Raw genomic sequence first — 14033 nt, 5'->3', positions numbered from 1 at the left:
GACCAATCATGCGGACTAACTGTCTCATAGCCATCTGTTGTTTGTTTTTAGCCCCTCCTGCCTTCCCGCAGCCGGAGGCAGCGCTCGCTGTTGCAGAAGACAGCCTGCTGCAGCTTATTGCAAGCAGCAAAGACGACGCTATGCGCATGCAGTGGTACAATCAGCTGCGCAGGATGACCATATACAACAGCCCCGAAAAAGCTTTGGGCTACACCAGGCAGTATGGGGCTTTCGCTCTAAAGGCGGGCCTCCCCCTGGAATACGGCAAGGCAAAATTTTATGAAGCCAACAGCTACTTGCCCATGGGGCAGTACGAAGCAGCCCTGAGCGCCCTGATGGAAGCGGAGCCCTATTTTGAGGGGGAAGAGAACCTCGCTCGGAGGGGCTCTTTGTACAACTCCATCGGCGCAGTGCTGGAAGCATTGGAGCGGGACAGCCTAGCCCTTGCTTACTTTCAACGGAGCTTGGATATTGCTAAGCAAGGCGGGGACCTCCGCAGGCAGTCCATAGCGCTCAACAACCTGAGCAATGTCTACTACCGATTGGGGGAGCTGCAGCGCAGCAGGGCCCTGCTGGAAGAAGCATTGGCCATCACCCCGGAAGGGGAGGACCGGCTCCTGAGGCAAGCCAATTATGGGAACATCCTAGTGGAGCTGGGGGAGGTGGGCCAAGCGCGGCAGGTTTTCCAAAGCCTATTGGAAAAAGAAAGCCTGCTCAATGAACGGCTGCGCTATTTTGCCTATCATGGCCTGGGCAAAGCCCTCTTGGCGGAGGGCAAGCCCGCCCAAAGCCGGAGCGCGCTCCTGAAGAGCTTCACGATCGCCCAGCAAAACGGTTTCACCGAAAACCGGATGGATGCCCTCAGCGACCTCCACACCGCTTCTGCCCAATTGGGGGAGTATGCCCCGGCCTACGGACAAGCGCTGGCCTACTTCGAGCTGCGCGACAGCTTGCGCAGCGTAGAGAAAGACCGCAACCTGATGGACGCCTTAGCCCGGTATGAGATGGCCGAGAAAGAAAAGACCATTGCTCTGCTGCAAAAAAATGAAGCCGTCGCACAGCGCAGGCAGATCATCTTGGCGGCCTTATCTGCTCTGCTGCTCATCAGCATGGCGTTTGTACTGTTCTACCTGCGCAAACGCAAAAAGTACACCCGCTCCCTTGAGGCTAAGAACGACACCATTTCCAAGATGCTCCAGGAAAAAGAGTACCTGATCAAAGAAGTACACCACCGGGTGAAGAACAACCTGCAGGTGGTATCGAGCTTGCTGCGGCTGCAGTCCCGTCATGTGCAGGAGCCCTCTGCCTTGGCGGCCCTCAGCGAAGGGGAGCACCGGGTACAGTCCATGTCTATCATTCATCAGCACCTTTACCAGGAAGCGAACCTGAGCGAGGTGTCTTTAAAGGGCTACCTCAGCCACTTGTGCGACAACCTGCGGCGCTCTTACGGCAAGCCGGGCATAACGCTGGAGGAAGAGGTAGAAGACCTCCGCCTCGATGTGGGCCTGATGGTGCCCATCGGCCTCATTTTGAACGAATTGCTGACGAATGCCTTCAAATATGCTTTCCCACAGGGCGCAGGCCGCATACAGGTATTGGCTAGGCAGGACGGTGGCGCATTGAAAATTGAAGTGCGGGACGATGGCGTAGGCCTGCCCGCTGCGCCACGGCAGGGTTTTGGCAGCCGGCTGGTGCAAACCTTTGTGCGCAAGCTCGAGGCGGAGCTGTCTTACGGGGAGGGCCCGGGGGTTCAGGCCTGCCTCTCCATACCGCTGCACAACAACAAAGCTTAGGGAGCTATGGAAACACCGTTGATACTCATTGTGGAAGACGACCCCCTCATTGCTGAGGATATTGCGGACATCTGCCGGCAGCAACAGCTTGCTGTGGCGGGCATTGCTCATCGGGCGGGCCAGGCCCTTTCGCTTGTGGAGGCTGCCCGGCCCAACCTCATCCTGCTCGATATCCACCTCGGTGAGGGCGCGACAGGCATTGACCTCGCCCGGCACTTGCAGGCCCGGCATGCTATCCCTTACATTTTCATCACTTCCTATGCCGATCAGGCGACGCTACAGGAGGTGCAGGAAGTAGCCCCTGCGGGTTATATCGTAAAGCCATTCACCCCTGAGCAGTTGATCTCTACCCTACAGATCACCTGGAGCAGGCTGCACCGTCCTCCTGCCCCTTCAGTGCCATTGCTGGAAGGGCTGAGCAGCAGGGAGCAGGAGATATTGGGCTGCCTCCGCAAAGGGATGAGCAACGCCGCTACGGCCAAAGCGCTCTTCATCAGCCCCAATACGGTGAAGTTCCACTTGAAAAACCTCTATGCCAAGTTTGACGTGAACAGCCGTTCGGAGCTGATGGCCATGCTCTTGGGGCAGCCTTGATGTGGCCCTTCTTGTTTTCTAGAAAGCGTTTTATCATTTTCTGGCCGGGGAAGGGGATGTCGTTTAGGGCAGCGGTGGGGGTGAAGTGAGGCCCTTACCCATGCTCTTAACCGGGCAGGGCGTGCAGCTGGGATCAGATGTATCGGGCGACAGAGCTGGCGTGAGCCAAAATGTCGCAGGCGGCCATGCTTTCCGGGCTTCAGCTTGGCACCGGCCTAGCGCTGCGAAGGGGCGGCAGGCCCGCAGGGCCGAGCGGATAGCGAGCCCCGTAGCATAGCGGCACCTGCCCGTTGGGCAGGGGCAGGCCCCCTCTCAAAAAAAAAACGACAATCTGGTTTTCACTCGACAGCGCTGGGGCGGACGGTGCTGAACAATTGAATTTTAGCTCAACAGAAAAGATTTTTATCTTGTAAGAGGGGATTTGAGCGATATAGTAGATGCCTAGCCTTACGAGATTTTACACGCTATTACGAATGTGTGAATGAAATACCGTTCCTACGGAACTTTTGCACGCTCTTACGAACGTGCGTAATTTATGCCGTTCCTACGGAACTCAATAAATAAGCCATCCCAGAGCCAAGTCCCGGAGGGACGATAACTCTTTCCGACAATCGTCAGATTGTTGAAAAGAAAGAAAAGCAGAAATCAGTCCTGTAAGGACGGAATTATATTTCAACCCAAAACCCAAAGTACTATGCCCAATTCCTTTTCCAAACTTTACATCCACCACGTCAGCGCCGTGAAGTATCGGCAGGCATTGATATTGCCATCCTTTGAGGAAGAGCTGTACAAATACATCGTAGGCATCATCAAAAATCTTGGGCAGACACCGCTCCAAGTCAATGGCATGCCCGACCATATCCATATCGCAGCCCGCTTGCGGCCGGATATGGCCCCGGCGACGTTTGTGCAAAAGGTCAAAGCCAATTCCTCCAAGTGGATCAACGATCAAGGCTTTTTGCCCCAAAAATTCAGCTGGCAGACCGGTGGCGGCACTTTTTCGGTGAGCCGGACGCATGTAGACGCGGTGCGCTATTATATCAAGAACCAAAAGGCGCATCATGCGAAGAAGTCTTTCCGGAAGGAATATCTCGATATCCTTAAGAAGCATGAGATAGAGCCGGATGCAAAGTACTTGCCGGACTTTTTTGAGGATTGATCGCACGCTCTTGCTTACGCACGCTCTTACGAACGTGCGTAAATTATGCCGTTCCTGCGGAACTCAATGAATAAGCCATCTCAGAGCCAAGTCCCGGAGGGACGATGATTCTTTCCGGCAATCGTCAGATTGTGGAAAGGCAATAAGCGCAGTAAACAGTCCTGTAAGGACGGCAGTATCTGATGGGCCTGCCCCTGCCTCACGGCAGGTGCCGCTATGCTCCGGGGCTCGCTCTTCGCTCGGCCCTGCGGGCTTGCACCCCTCCGCAGCGCTAGGCCGATGCCAGGCTAAAGCCCGGAAAACATAAGCGCTTGGGTTTACGCCCCATTGCCGATGATGCGCCCTTGCCTGACGGAAAAGGGGAAGGCGGGCTTTCGGGAGATAAGCTTTGGTGTGGGCAAGAACGAACAACGCTAAAAAAACAATGCAGGAAAGGCAGGTAATCCACTTTATTGTTTAAATTTAGCATTGTACGCTATGATTGGTGTACGGCAAGAGCGAAGCAATCATGACAGCAGCTAACTTTTTCGAAAACCCTATCCTCAATTCACCCTACAACCGGCCTGAGCAGCATTGGGAGCTCGACCCGCTGACGGGGCATCCAAATAGATTGCAGGCAGCTGTAAAAAGTGTGTAGATGGACAGGGACAACCATAGAAAATCAAAAGCCAAGCTATTGGGCCAGCCACTGACCAATCTGCAGCTCGAGCTGCTCAAATTTTACAGCATGGAGCTGAGCGAGGAACAGCTCAAAGATGTGCAGCGTTTGCTAGCCCACTATTTTGCCAAACAGGCAAGTGATGAGATGGACCGCCTGTGGGATGAGCGCGGCTGGAATGAGGAGATGATGGAAGCCTGGCTGGCGGAAGGTGTGGTCCCCCTTGATGGGCATTGGCGAAACCTATGAAACAGAGCCCCTGCTACTGGCCAATTAGCTGCGTCCGAAGAATCTTCCGAAAGTTCAACATGATTACTCGGAAGTCAAAAAGTTATATTGGATGGCTTTCAATCAAGCGACTAGAGAGAAAGGACGTATCGATGACAATATGAAATCCGTTTTTCAAAATCTGGTAGGTTACCTAGCAGGTGACCATTCTTATGAATGGCAATTGCACAAAGGGCTCTTCTTCTTTGGTCCACCAGGCGTAGGTGGAACTTTAATGCTGGAGGTGGCAAGTAGGGTCCTCATGCACCTGGATAAAGACCGAGCATTTAAAGGTCTATTCAGCGGATAAGATTGCGCTGGATGTTGATAAAGATGGTAGAGAAGGCTTGTACAGGTTTTCCACCCAACCCGCTTTGATTGATGGCATTGGCATTGAACCGCCTATTGTGCGATGCTTTTGTACTAAGTTAGCGCTCATTGAGACAATAGTCTATCAGCGATATGTAGGCTATCGCAATTCCGGCTTGATAACTCACTTCCCGTCAAATTTAGGTCCAGAGGAAATCGAGGAGCAATACGGGACAAGAGTTTACAGCAGACTCTGCGAAATGGCGACTTTTGTTTTTTGTGACTCTACGGACAAACGTATAGAAAACGTGATTCGATCTATTACCTAACTTACTCCTCCACCAATAAAGTACAAACCCCCACTCCCAGCGTCCGCGCAATCCGGTACAGCGTCTCCAGGTCCGGCTGCTGTACATTACGGCACCAACGGGAAACCGTGACCTCAGTCTTGCCCAATTGGGCAGCTAGCCACTTGTTCGTACGGCCCTGTTCGCGCAGGACTTCCTTGATCCGGTTGAGTTTTTCCTCTGCCATGCTCAGTTAAAGTCGTCAAACGATTTTAATTATTATCTAATAACGACTATTTTTGTAGTGCCAAAACGACCGTTATGTGTTTGACTTCCGACATTTGGACTGGCGTTTACTCCTCGCATCAGCGGTGCCTGGAAGCTTTACAGCGCCTTGGTATAACGCCCCGGCAACCGCAATCAGCGATCAGTGAGGAGGAATACCTGCGCCTGCTCGAATATAGGCTAAAAACAGCGAATGGCGAAAAGCAAGCCGAAGTTGAACGCTGTATAGCGCGTTTAACAGGAGGCACAACAGCGTTAAACCCAGCAACGGCAACGTTGGAGCCCGTACAGCCTACGCCGCCCCGTTTAATTCGGGGGATACAGTTCGTAGCGCACTGGGCAACTTCGAAGGCCATCGTGTTTTGTACGCTCGTTGGAGCCATTGCTATACAGGTCCACCACGTCGTGCAGCTCGTACACCGGGTAAGCGCCGAGGATACGCTGTGGCTGGGCTACGTGTTCGGTAGCGTATCGGAAATCACCGCCCTTATGCTCACCGTACATCAGGCTAAACGCAGCGTGTTGATCGTGTTGGCGTTCATTCAGTGCTGGATTAATATCCTTTACTACTGTGAGCTGCCGGATTTAACGGTCAAGATCACGCTTTCCGCCCTGATAGCTTTCGTCATATACGCGTATTCGGATTTGTTTGCGGTGATTCAACGTAAAAAGTCCTTAGTTAAACCTTAGCCCATGGTTATTCACAAAGGGCAAACGCCTGTTAAATCCAAGCCGCCTGACCTGGCAAAAGCCGCCTTAGTAATTTTGGTCGCCTTACTTAGCCTGTACGCCGCCTACGAAATCACTAAGGGTATTCCGGGCTTATCTCCCGAACGGCAAGCCAAACTCAACCGGGAACTGGAAGAGCTCGAAAACGCCGAACAATACGTACTAAGGGCTGCCCGGGATGGCTGGTACCCCTGCTACAGTTGTCCGGGAAAAAACCGTATCTTTCTGCACAAGGACGAGGTGTGGAAATACGGCGTAACCCGCAAAGGTGAGGCTCGCCGCTACGGCCGCTGGCATATGGAGCAGGGGCTTTACTACTTAATAGAGTACGAAGGCCCGTTACAAGAGTGCCTCCGCCGCGAGAAAATCCAGATTTACAGCTACGCCCTGCTGCCGGAGAACCTTCGCCGCAAGCCGCCGCTAATACGTCCACCCGGAAATAAACGCGATACCTGATGGAAGACGTCACTACAAAGCAGTTTTATTTTGGCCTCATTGCTCATGATGAGGATCGGGCTATACCTATGGAGGTCTTATCAGCCTTGGAAGATAAACTCAATGAGGAGGTGGATTTACTAAGCCTGGATACGCCGCTGCGTAAGCTGTATATTACGGTGGACTTTACCGCTACTGAGGAGGAGCCAACTCTCCTTACTAAGAAAGAAGAGGCTGTGTTGGAAGTGGAGGTACTGCTCAACCGATCCGTGCTGACGAATGCAGCGGAGTTTGAAGGGGTGCTGCGGCGGGTGTTGCGGGATGGGCTTGAGGGGATGCCGGAAGAGGTGCTTAGTTATTTTTGAAGCCCAAGCCGTTTCCTCAGCGTATTATAAGAGATACCAAGTACCTCAGCCGTTTTCTTTTGATTGCCGGCCTGTGTTTCAAATACACGTTGCACATGCTCCTGAATAACATCCTCCAGCTTTAACGAAAAGGAAGGGTCAGGGCTCACAATCCAATTCGGTAAATCTGCCTTAGTAGGGGTACGGTCAGGGCATAGGGCATATAGCCGTTCCAGTATGTTTTCCAGCTCTCTGATATTGCCTAGGAAAGGATAGGCCATAATGAGGTCACGAATCTCCTTAGTAAGTTCCAGGGGTGTTGGTCGTCTGAATTGTGCTTGTTTTTCCTTAGTAAGGAACTGAAGTAGCTGCGCTTTCTCCTTTAGGGGGTAATCCTGAAGCTCGGGAAGGCTAAGGTCTGTAACCACTAAGCGGTAGTATAGGTCCCAGCGGAATTCCCCTGCTTTGCAAAGGGCACGAAGGTCTTTGTTAGTAGCGGAGATAAACCGGACGTCCACAGGTTTAGGGTGCCCACCAATTGGCGTAACCTCTTTTTCCTGTAATACCCGGAGTAACGATTGTTGAAGATGAGGAGAAATATCGCCAATCTCATCCAGGAAAACGGTACCGCCGCTCGCGGATTCAATGAGCCCTTTACGGTCCTCCTCTGCGCCGGTAAAGCTTCCTTTCTTATAGCCAAACAATCGGGATTCCAGCAGCTCATCACTAAGGGCTGCACAGTTGATCGGGAGGAACGGGCCTTCCCGCCTTGGAGACTCCCGGTGAATATACCGGGCAAGCAGTTCTTTACCGGTTCCGCTCTCGCCGGTTATGAAGACGGTGGTATTTGCGGCAGCAGCTATCCGCTTCGCATGGGCATACACTTTACTAAGGGTGTCCGTCATGCAAAAGCGCTCCGAAAGGGCACTCCCGGCACTTTTGGTTTGAAGTTGTTCCCTGATCACTGCGCTAGCCGTAAGGGCGTCCCGCTTTATGCGGACTTCCAACAGCTCAGGCTGTTTTTGTTCCTTAGTAAATTTTTGGGGTCTAACCTGCAATAGGCGGGTGTTCAAATTCAGGGTGAGATGGGCAAGCACCCACGCGGTTTGCATAGCCGGAGTGCCAGGGGAAATGAAAAGGTCTATTTGGTCATCGGCATGCTCAAGCAACAAGGGTTCTATCCTTGATTGAATGGCTTCCAGGCTAATCACATCAAAGGGGGCGTACCATTGGGGATAAACACGGTGCTTCGGAAAGTGCTTCCTGAGGGCGTTGAGCAGGTGCATAACACGGGTGTCCTGCTTTTCTTTGGCACTGTAAAGCAAAATATGCCGGTCGTAGTCCTCATAGAAGTGCCGGTGAAAGCTCATCGTTGTACCCTCTTCGTTAACTCCTCCGCTTTTTAGGAAGTCATTGCCAGTAGCTATCCAAGAGATTAGAATTCGGACCATGCTATTCAGAAAATGAATATTGAAATCAGAAAATGAATATCCAGAAGCTTAAAATACATTAAAAACATGTAAATGGCAATTGGCACTGTTTTTTCTACTTTATCGATATAAATCAATGATACCAGATGACGCTAAAGGATATAATCAGCCGCCACGCCACTGCCGATGACCCCAATGGGCTTTTACTTCTGACGCTCCCGACCGGCTTTGGAAAAACGTACTACGCACTCCAATACATGAAGGAGCAGATTCAATTAGCGGACGGGCCCGGGCAAAACATCTGGTTTGTGACAACCCTCAAAAAGAACTTACCCGTTGACGACCTGAAGGCGCTCGTGGGGAAAGACCTCTTCGATCAGCATGTCCTGCAGGTAAAGAGCTACGTCGATCTGGTCACGGACTACATTCAAAAAAATGGTGAGCTACCAGAGCACGCGAAGGAAATCCCCCATGCCAGCGAGATGACGAAATGGGCCATACAGTATAAAGCGTGCCCAAAGGATGCATCGCCGGATTTCAAGAGGTATCTGTACGAAAAGCTGAGCGAAGCAGAACGCCAATTCCGCAATGCGCTGAAGGCTTATCTGAAGCCTAAGCTCAAGGGACAATCTGAGGCAAAGGGCCGCCTGAATGAACTTCGTTCGGACAAGAATCTAAGGTGGGTGGAAGAGCTCTATCCGATTGTTGCCGTTTTCGAAAAGCGCGTATTCTTTTCTACAGTCCGGAAGTTCTATACACAGTTGGATACCATTATCGGGCCAGCCGTACAGATCGCGACATCCGGGATTGTAGAGAACAGCGTCGTTTTTATCGATGAGTTTGATGCCAGCAAACAGCATATTCAGGACGCGATCGTAGAACACACAGAACGGTACACTCAGGATATTTTGGGGCTGTTCGTCAGGATCGCCAGAGGGGTGGATGCCCGTAGTTTGCCAACATCCCGCTTACGGCCGATGATTACGGAACAGGAATTGAATTATTTACAGGACAGGTTTGAGCGCTTAAGGGCAGAAGCGGAGGCTATCCGTTCCGGATTCCATTTTGATTATCATTTTCTGCTCCGGTCGGCAACAGCGCAGGACCGTGCCTTCCTGTTCCACGACTATCGTTATCATACTTTTGTGGGGGACAACCGGGCTTACCTGAAAGTCGAACCCAACCAGGCAGATGCCACCAATTATATTCATACGCAGCCGGAGCCTCCGGAGACCGAGCAGGAGAATCTCTTGTTTTTGCTCAACAAGCTTAAAGGCTTCATTTGGATGTTTGCCTATTTCATAGGGGATTTGTCTAGGGTATACCAAAGCGTTCATAGTAAGCGGCCCGAAACCGAGGAGCGCATGTCGTCTGGTAACGCCATCCGTACCTGCCTGGAGGTTTTTGATATTAACGACGTGCCCACCCACCGTTTTTTTGAGGATTTCATTACGCAGAGGACTTTTTCCGCAGGGCTGAGCCGGGGAGATTTAATGGATGAATCGCCCTTGGGGCAAGGCTTTCGCTACTTCGATCTGCTCAACAGTCAGGCGCATGATGCCAACACCAAGCTCCGTTTTGCGGATACCCTAACTACACCTGAGCGCTGGATGCTGGGGCTTTGTCAGCGGGCTTTAGTGATCGGCATTTCAGCTACGGCGGGATTCGATGCCCCTCTGTCCAACTATTCGCTGGCGTTTCTGCGTGCTCACCTCCAAAACCGTTTCTATGCGCTGCGGCCTGATGAAGTCACTGCATTGGAATCGGCATTTCGGGAGCGTTATGCTCAAGCCGGCCGCCATAAGATCAGCGTAGAGGCGGTAAGCTGTCCTGTGGACCGGGCGCTTGCGCTTAAGGCGCTATTGCCCGGAGCAGGTAAAGAGGTTTATAAAACACTTGCCCATCAACTGCCGGGTGATGAGGAAGCCTACGCTACAAGCCGCTATATCAAGCTGGGGATGGCTTATGCCCGGTTTATTCAGGAAGAGGATTGTCATTCTTTTCTTTGCCTGCTCAACAAGCTGCCCCGTAAAGGGCAAAACGATGACTTCACTGAAGAAGTGCTCATAAGTGTACTGACAGAGATTCGGATATGCTACCTGAAGGAGACGGAGGAAGAGGCAAAGCAGGAAGTGTCCTCAACACTTTATATTGTCGACAGCAGTGGGTTTGAGCATAACTTTGAGCGCATTTGCGAGCACTTGAAAAAGGGGCATGACGCTTTTGTCGTATCCACCTATCAAACTATGGGGGCGGGGCAAAATATTCAGTACGAGCCGCATCCCGGGCAGAAAGTCGTAGCCGTCAACGATTTGGAGTACGGAGATGGGAAAAAAGACTACGATGGTATCTACCTGGAACAACCTACCCACCTTTTATCCTATTTCAGAAGCGGGGAGGCCATCAGTGATACCGACCTGATTCATTACCTTTTTGAAGTCGCTTATCTGGAGGCCGGGGGTGCCATAAGCCAGGAACAGAAAAGCGCAAGGGTTCGCTATATCTTCGGGCGTAAGCTGAATAAGTATGCGGTACTCAACAGCGGGTCCGTCCGGGAAAGCGAATCGGTCGTTGCTCATTATTGCCGGGTGATCATTCAGGCGGTAGGGCGCTTGTCCCGTACCCGGCTAAAGCCACCGGTTACGCATTTGCTTTACGATCAGAATCTCGCACGGTACCTCAACCAATTCAGCGCGGAGGGGCATTTGCTGGTACGGGAGTTTGAAGCACTGCAAAAACACGCGCAGGTGCACCAACAGGGCCATCCGGCTGACCCGGCTGAGAAGATCCGCAATCAGAATGTCAGCACCTCTATTCAGACAGCGACTTTGCTAAGAAAGCTGGCTAGGAGGCGTATCTGGCAAGAAAGCGAGATCGCTTTTTGGGAAGGTTTGAGGACATACGTACTGAAAAACCCCACCGCTTCAAAAGAACGGATCACGGGGAATGGTTTGATACGGTTCTACATCGCTCATCCCGGGGGTGAACGGCTCAGGATGTACAACTATCAGACCCGCAGCGATTTCAAAAACGACCTTTCCATTTCCTTTAATCAGGAATCCGGAAAATCTGCCTCTGAAGATGCTGCCCGCCTTCCGGAGCTCATGAAGATCAGGACGATCCAAATGCTATTCGAGCAGAAAGGATACGCGATGGAGTTCCAACCCAATGAGCGCATGGTGTCCCCACCTACCTTCCAAAATATTTATCTGGGCGCATTGGGAGAAGTGATTGGGGCGCACCTGTTGGAAAAACACGGCATCTCCTGCCGCCCGCTCCCTCCGGAGCACTATGAGCGCTTCGATGCGGTCACAGATAATGGAATATACCTGGACTTTAAATACTGGGGTGCAGGCACACGGGTGGATGCCCGGGTACAGAAAGAGAAAATAAGGAAAAAGCTGGAAGAGGTTGGTGGCAAAGCAGCAATCATTGTCAATATCGTCTCGCCCGCTCCGGATTATCAGCCGGTAACCGGAGAGGATGGCATCATTGAAGTCCCGGGATTGTTAGACCTGAGCCGGGGAGTTGTGCTGGAAGAACACCTGCAATTTATCCACGATAAAATTATGAAGCTATGAACCACTTGTATTTCAATGCATTCAACGTCACGCCCAACTATCGGGAAATCATGAAGAATTTCACCATTCTTCGCATGCGGCGCAGAGGGGAGCACAGACTCTCCTACAGGGTCATAGGAGATTTTCTGGACGCTCTGCCAGATCCATTTCAAGGAGTCCTGCAGTCCGCTTGCTTTATGTGGGAGAATGAAGCATTCCTGCTTTTCCGCACAAATGACCTGCCGAAGAGCGGCTATTTAGGCCGGTTGAATGAAGCAGGACAAACCATTGATTGCCTGATAGACCCTGTACAGCCTCAAAATATCAAACGAAAACACAAGCTGTTTCAGCTTTTCCTCAATGCAGCCCCCAACTCCGACCGCCACCGATACCGCTACCACAACGTCACCGGGCAGCTGTTCATCACTTCTGCAGACCGTGACTTTGTCAACAAGGCTGATCAAAGCAGGATCGCAATGGAAGTTGAGGTTAAACCAGACTTTACCATACAGTTGCATACCCGGACATTCACTTCCCTCAGCCGGCATGAGGACCTCTCTCGGGACAAATATTGCAGGCCCAGTGAAAAAGAGCGGAAAAAACTATGGAGCAAGGAACAGTTTCTGTTTGACCCCGCCACCGACCGGTTCAAACGCTACAACAAAGTACTCGATGGGGACATCCCGCTAAAAGACCGCTATGTGAATCGCCGCCCGAAATGCGCAAGGCTGATAAAGGGCAAAAAGAAAAAGAACCGGATCGATTTCTTTTCCCTCAACCCAAAGAAGTACGGCACCACCAAAATCGCCCTTTTCAACGAACTCTACTTTGAGGCTTTTCTCCCTAAATTTCGCGACTACTTTGACGTGCAGCAGGTATGCAGGCCTGAAACCGCTGTGGAGTCGGTACATTTTGAAAAATCGGCTGCCGACCGTACCGATGTGCTCCGGAATGTGCCTGTAAGGTTGATCAATAACACCATTGATACAAAAGCGGAGCAACAGTTCAAAGCTGCTTTGCGGGAACACTTCGGGCTGTCTGCCCGGTCGACCCGGCATGCTGATCCCGGGGCAATCAACTTTGTCATGAACAACGACATAGAGCACTACCAACGGCATAAAGAAGATAAAGATCGCTATGAACAATTTAAAGCCACGCCGGAATGTGCCACCCAGCAATTTACCCGGCAGGAGTTTAAAGGAGCGGGAAATAGCAAAGCATTCATCGCCAAGCTCGTCACAGAGCTGCACTTGAAATACGATATTGCCCGAAGCCAAATGACCGTGTTCGACTGGGGAAGGCTTCAGGCCTCAGGTACCTGGAGCTTTGTGCTGAAGGAAGAAGAAGATCAGCAGGAACCTGTTTTCCACTTTCTATCCATCCATCCGGATGGGCAGATGAAATTCAGCAGCCTGACCAGAGACCTGTTTACGGAAGGTTTTCATTCCAAGCTGACCGCCATTTTTGACAAGCACCCCAGAGGAGGGCAGCCTATAGAAGGCGTCATTCTTGATGATGGGGGCAACCTCAATGTCATTCAGCAAACGGGCCGGCGGGCATTTCCCAACCTGGAGGGCATCCACAAAGAGATAATGGCCGGCATCGGGATCGAAGGCGTTGAGGTGCCGACAGATGACGTGAAATCGTTTACTGCGCAGTACCTGAACAATAACGGAAGTGAAAGCGCTCTGCCGGACTTGCAGCAATACCTTGCCGGTGTTCAAACAGGTCAAACCGTTGCACTGACGGATTTGAAGCGTTGCATTCGCGGTAAATCGCCGGTAAAAAGTGACTACGCCAAAGCTTTCCATCGGGCGTTTGGCTACTGGCTGAAGCACCCTTTCAAAAGCAAAGAAGCGACAGACCGCTATTCAAAAGCACTGGTCGATTTGCATACTTACGAAGAAGGCGGGGCACTGTATTACTGGGCTAATACCCAGATGAAGGAGACGAAGGGGCAGTTTCCAAACGGGAATGTGGTGCGTAAGCTAAAGCCGGTGAACAATAGCCGTTTGCTCAGTGACTTCCTGCTGGAAACCCTGGCTGTGAACTTCGTCCGCATCAACGCTCCCACGGTTTTGCCCTTTCCGTTTAAATTGCTTCGGGAATACGCGAAGATGGCTGAAAAACCAGACAGCAGTACCCTCCCTGATTTGAGCCAAATCTCTTTTGATTAGTGGCAA

12 protein-coding genes are annotated in these 14033 nt (G+C 51.6%); 10 read left to right on the top strand and 2 right to left on the bottom strand.

What is annotated here, in order from left to right:
* The first annotated feature begins 8 nt into the window (after nt 1-8).
* From FRY97_RS02965 to FRY97_RS02945, 5 genes are all read left to right on the top strand, one after another.
* Nucleotides 9-1793, top strand: a complete 1785-nt coding sequence (locus tag FRY97_RS02965; protein ID WP_170254475.1) for a sensor histidine kinase — start codon at nt 9-11, stop codon at nt 1791-1793.
* 6 nt (nt 1794-1799) lie between these two features.
* Nucleotides 1800-2387, top strand: a complete 588-nt coding sequence (locus FRY97_RS02960; protein ID WP_147165934.1) for a response regulator transcription factor — start codon at nt 1800-1802, stop codon at nt 2385-2387.
* A 694-nt stretch (nt 2388-3081) separates the two neighbouring features.
* A complete protein-coding gene (gene tnpA, locus FRY97_RS02955; RefSeq protein ID WP_147165933.1) occupies nt 3082-3546 on the top strand; it encodes an IS200/IS605 family transposase in 465 nt (154 codons plus the stop codon).
* A gap of 637 nt (nt 3547-4183) precedes the next feature.
* Nucleotides 4184-4453: a hypothetical protein gene (locus FRY97_RS02950; RefSeq protein ID WP_147165932.1), complete on the top strand. Its 270-nt coding sequence runs from the start codon at nt 4184-4186 to the stop codon at nt 4451-4453.
* 91 nt (nt 4454-4544) lie between these two features.
* On the top strand, nt 4545-4781 hold the full coding sequence (locus tag FRY97_RS02945; protein WP_147165931.1) for a hypothetical protein: 237 nt from the start codon (nt 4545-4547) through the stop codon (nt 4779-4781).
* Nucleotides 4782-5110: 329 nt separating this feature from the next.
* Here FRY97_RS02945 and FRY97_RS02940 read toward each other — a convergent pair whose 3' ends face one another.
* Complete coding sequence (locus FRY97_RS02940; protein ID WP_147165930.1) at nt 5111-5314, bottom strand: helix-turn-helix transcriptional regulator; 204 nt, start codon at nt 5312-5314, stop codon at nt 5111-5113.
* Between the two features lie 74 nt (nt 5315-5388).
* Here FRY97_RS02940 and FRY97_RS02935 point away from each other — a divergent pair, with 74 nt between their 5' ends.
* From FRY97_RS02935 to FRY97_RS02925, 3 genes are read left to right on the top strand one after another with little or no spacing between them, the layout of a single operon-like run.
* Nucleotides 5389-6042 carry a hypothetical protein gene (locus FRY97_RS02935; protein WP_147165929.1) on the top strand — a complete coding sequence of 218 codons (654 nt, stop codon included), beginning with the start codon at nt 5389-5391 and terminating at the stop codon, nt 6040-6042.
* 3 nt (nt 6043-6045) lie between these two features.
* Nucleotides 6046-6537 carry a hypothetical protein gene (locus FRY97_RS02930; protein ID WP_147165928.1) on the top strand — a complete coding sequence of 164 codons (492 nt, stop codon included), beginning with the start codon at nt 6046-6048 and terminating at the stop codon, nt 6535-6537.
* On the top strand, nt 6537-6881 hold the full coding sequence (locus tag FRY97_RS02925) for a hypothetical protein (RefSeq protein WP_147165927.1): 345 nt from the start codon (nt 6537-6539) through the stop codon (nt 6879-6881). Before FRY97_RS02930 ends, FRY97_RS02925 begins: the two co-directional genes overlap by 1 nt.
* Here FRY97_RS02925 and FRY97_RS02920 read toward each other — a convergent pair.
* Nucleotides 6872-8311, bottom strand: a complete 1440-nt coding sequence (locus FRY97_RS02920) for a sigma 54-interacting transcriptional regulator (protein ID WP_147165926.1) — start codon at nt 8309-8311, stop codon at nt 6872-6874. The two genes, FRY97_RS02925 and FRY97_RS02920, sit on opposite strands and share 10 nt — an antisense overlap.
* A 125-nt stretch (nt 8312-8436) precedes the next feature.
* Between FRY97_RS02920 and FRY97_RS02915 the strand changes: the two genes are divergently transcribed.
* Together FRY97_RS02915 and FRY97_RS02910 are read left to right on the top strand one after the other, a co-directional pair.
* A complete protein-coding gene (locus tag FRY97_RS02915; protein ID WP_147165925.1) occupies nt 8437-11871 on the top strand; it encodes a hypothetical protein in 3435 nt (1144 codons plus the stop codon).
* Nucleotides 11868-14027 carry a hypothetical protein gene (locus FRY97_RS02910; protein WP_147165924.1) on the top strand — a complete coding sequence of 720 codons (2160 nt, stop codon included), beginning with the start codon at nt 11868-11870 and terminating at the stop codon, nt 14025-14027. Before FRY97_RS02915 ends, FRY97_RS02910 begins: the two co-directional genes overlap by 4 nt.
* The last annotated feature ends 6 nt before the right edge of the window (nt 14028-14033 follow it).

Origin of the sequence: Phaeodactylibacter luteus (genome assembly GCF_007993045.1) — a bacterium.
GTDB lineage: Bacteria > Bacteroidota > Bacteroidia > Chitinophagales > Saprospiraceae > Phaeodactylibacter > Phaeodactylibacter luteus.
The sequence above is the reverse complement of the archived record's forward strand: the minus strand, read 5'-3'. Positions and strand labels throughout refer to the sequence as shown.

Coding starts and splice junctions, on each gene's coding strand:
- FRY97_RS02935 (WP_147165929.1), top strand. CDS start 5,389: ATGTGTTTGACTTCCGACATTTGGACTGGCGTTTACTCCTCGCATCAG.
- FRY97_RS02960 (WP_147165934.1), top strand. CDS start 1,800: ATGGAAACACCGTTGATACTCATTGTGGAAGACGACCCCCTCATTGCT.
- FRY97_RS02940 (WP_147165930.1), bottom strand. CDS start 5,314: ATGGCAGAGGAAAAACTCAACCGGATCAAGGAAGTCCTGCGCGAACAG.
- FRY97_RS02920 (WP_147165926.1), bottom strand. CDS start 8,311: ATGGTCCGAATTCTAATCTCTTGGATAGCTACTGGCAATGACTTCCTA.
- FRY97_RS02930 (WP_147165928.1), top strand. CDS start 6,046: ATGGTTATTCACAAAGGGCAAACGCCTGTTAAATCCAAGCCGCCTGAC.
- tnpA (WP_147165933.1), top strand. CDS start 3,082: ATGCCCAATTCCTTTTCCAAACTTTACATCCACCACGTCAGCGCCGTG.
- FRY97_RS02925 (WP_147165927.1), top strand. CDS start 6,537: ATGGAAGACGTCACTACAAAGCAGTTTTATTTTGGCCTCATTGCTCAT.
- FRY97_RS02950 (WP_147165932.1), top strand. CDS start 4,184: ATGGACAGGGACAACCATAGAAAATCAAAAGCCAAGCTATTGGGCCAG.
- FRY97_RS02910 (WP_147165924.1), top strand. CDS start 11,868: ATGAACCACTTGTATTTCAATGCATTCAACGTCACGCCCAACTATCGG.
- FRY97_RS02915 (WP_147165925.1), top strand. CDS start 8,437: ATGACGCTAAAGGATATAATCAGCCGCCACGCCACTGCCGATGACCCC.
- FRY97_RS02945 (WP_147165931.1), top strand. CDS start 4,545: ATGGCTTTCAATCAAGCGACTAGAGAGAAAGGACGTATCGATGACAAT.
- FRY97_RS02965 (WP_170254475.1), top strand. CDS start 9: ATGCGGACTAACTGTCTCATAGCCATCTGTTGTTTGTTTTTAGCCCCT.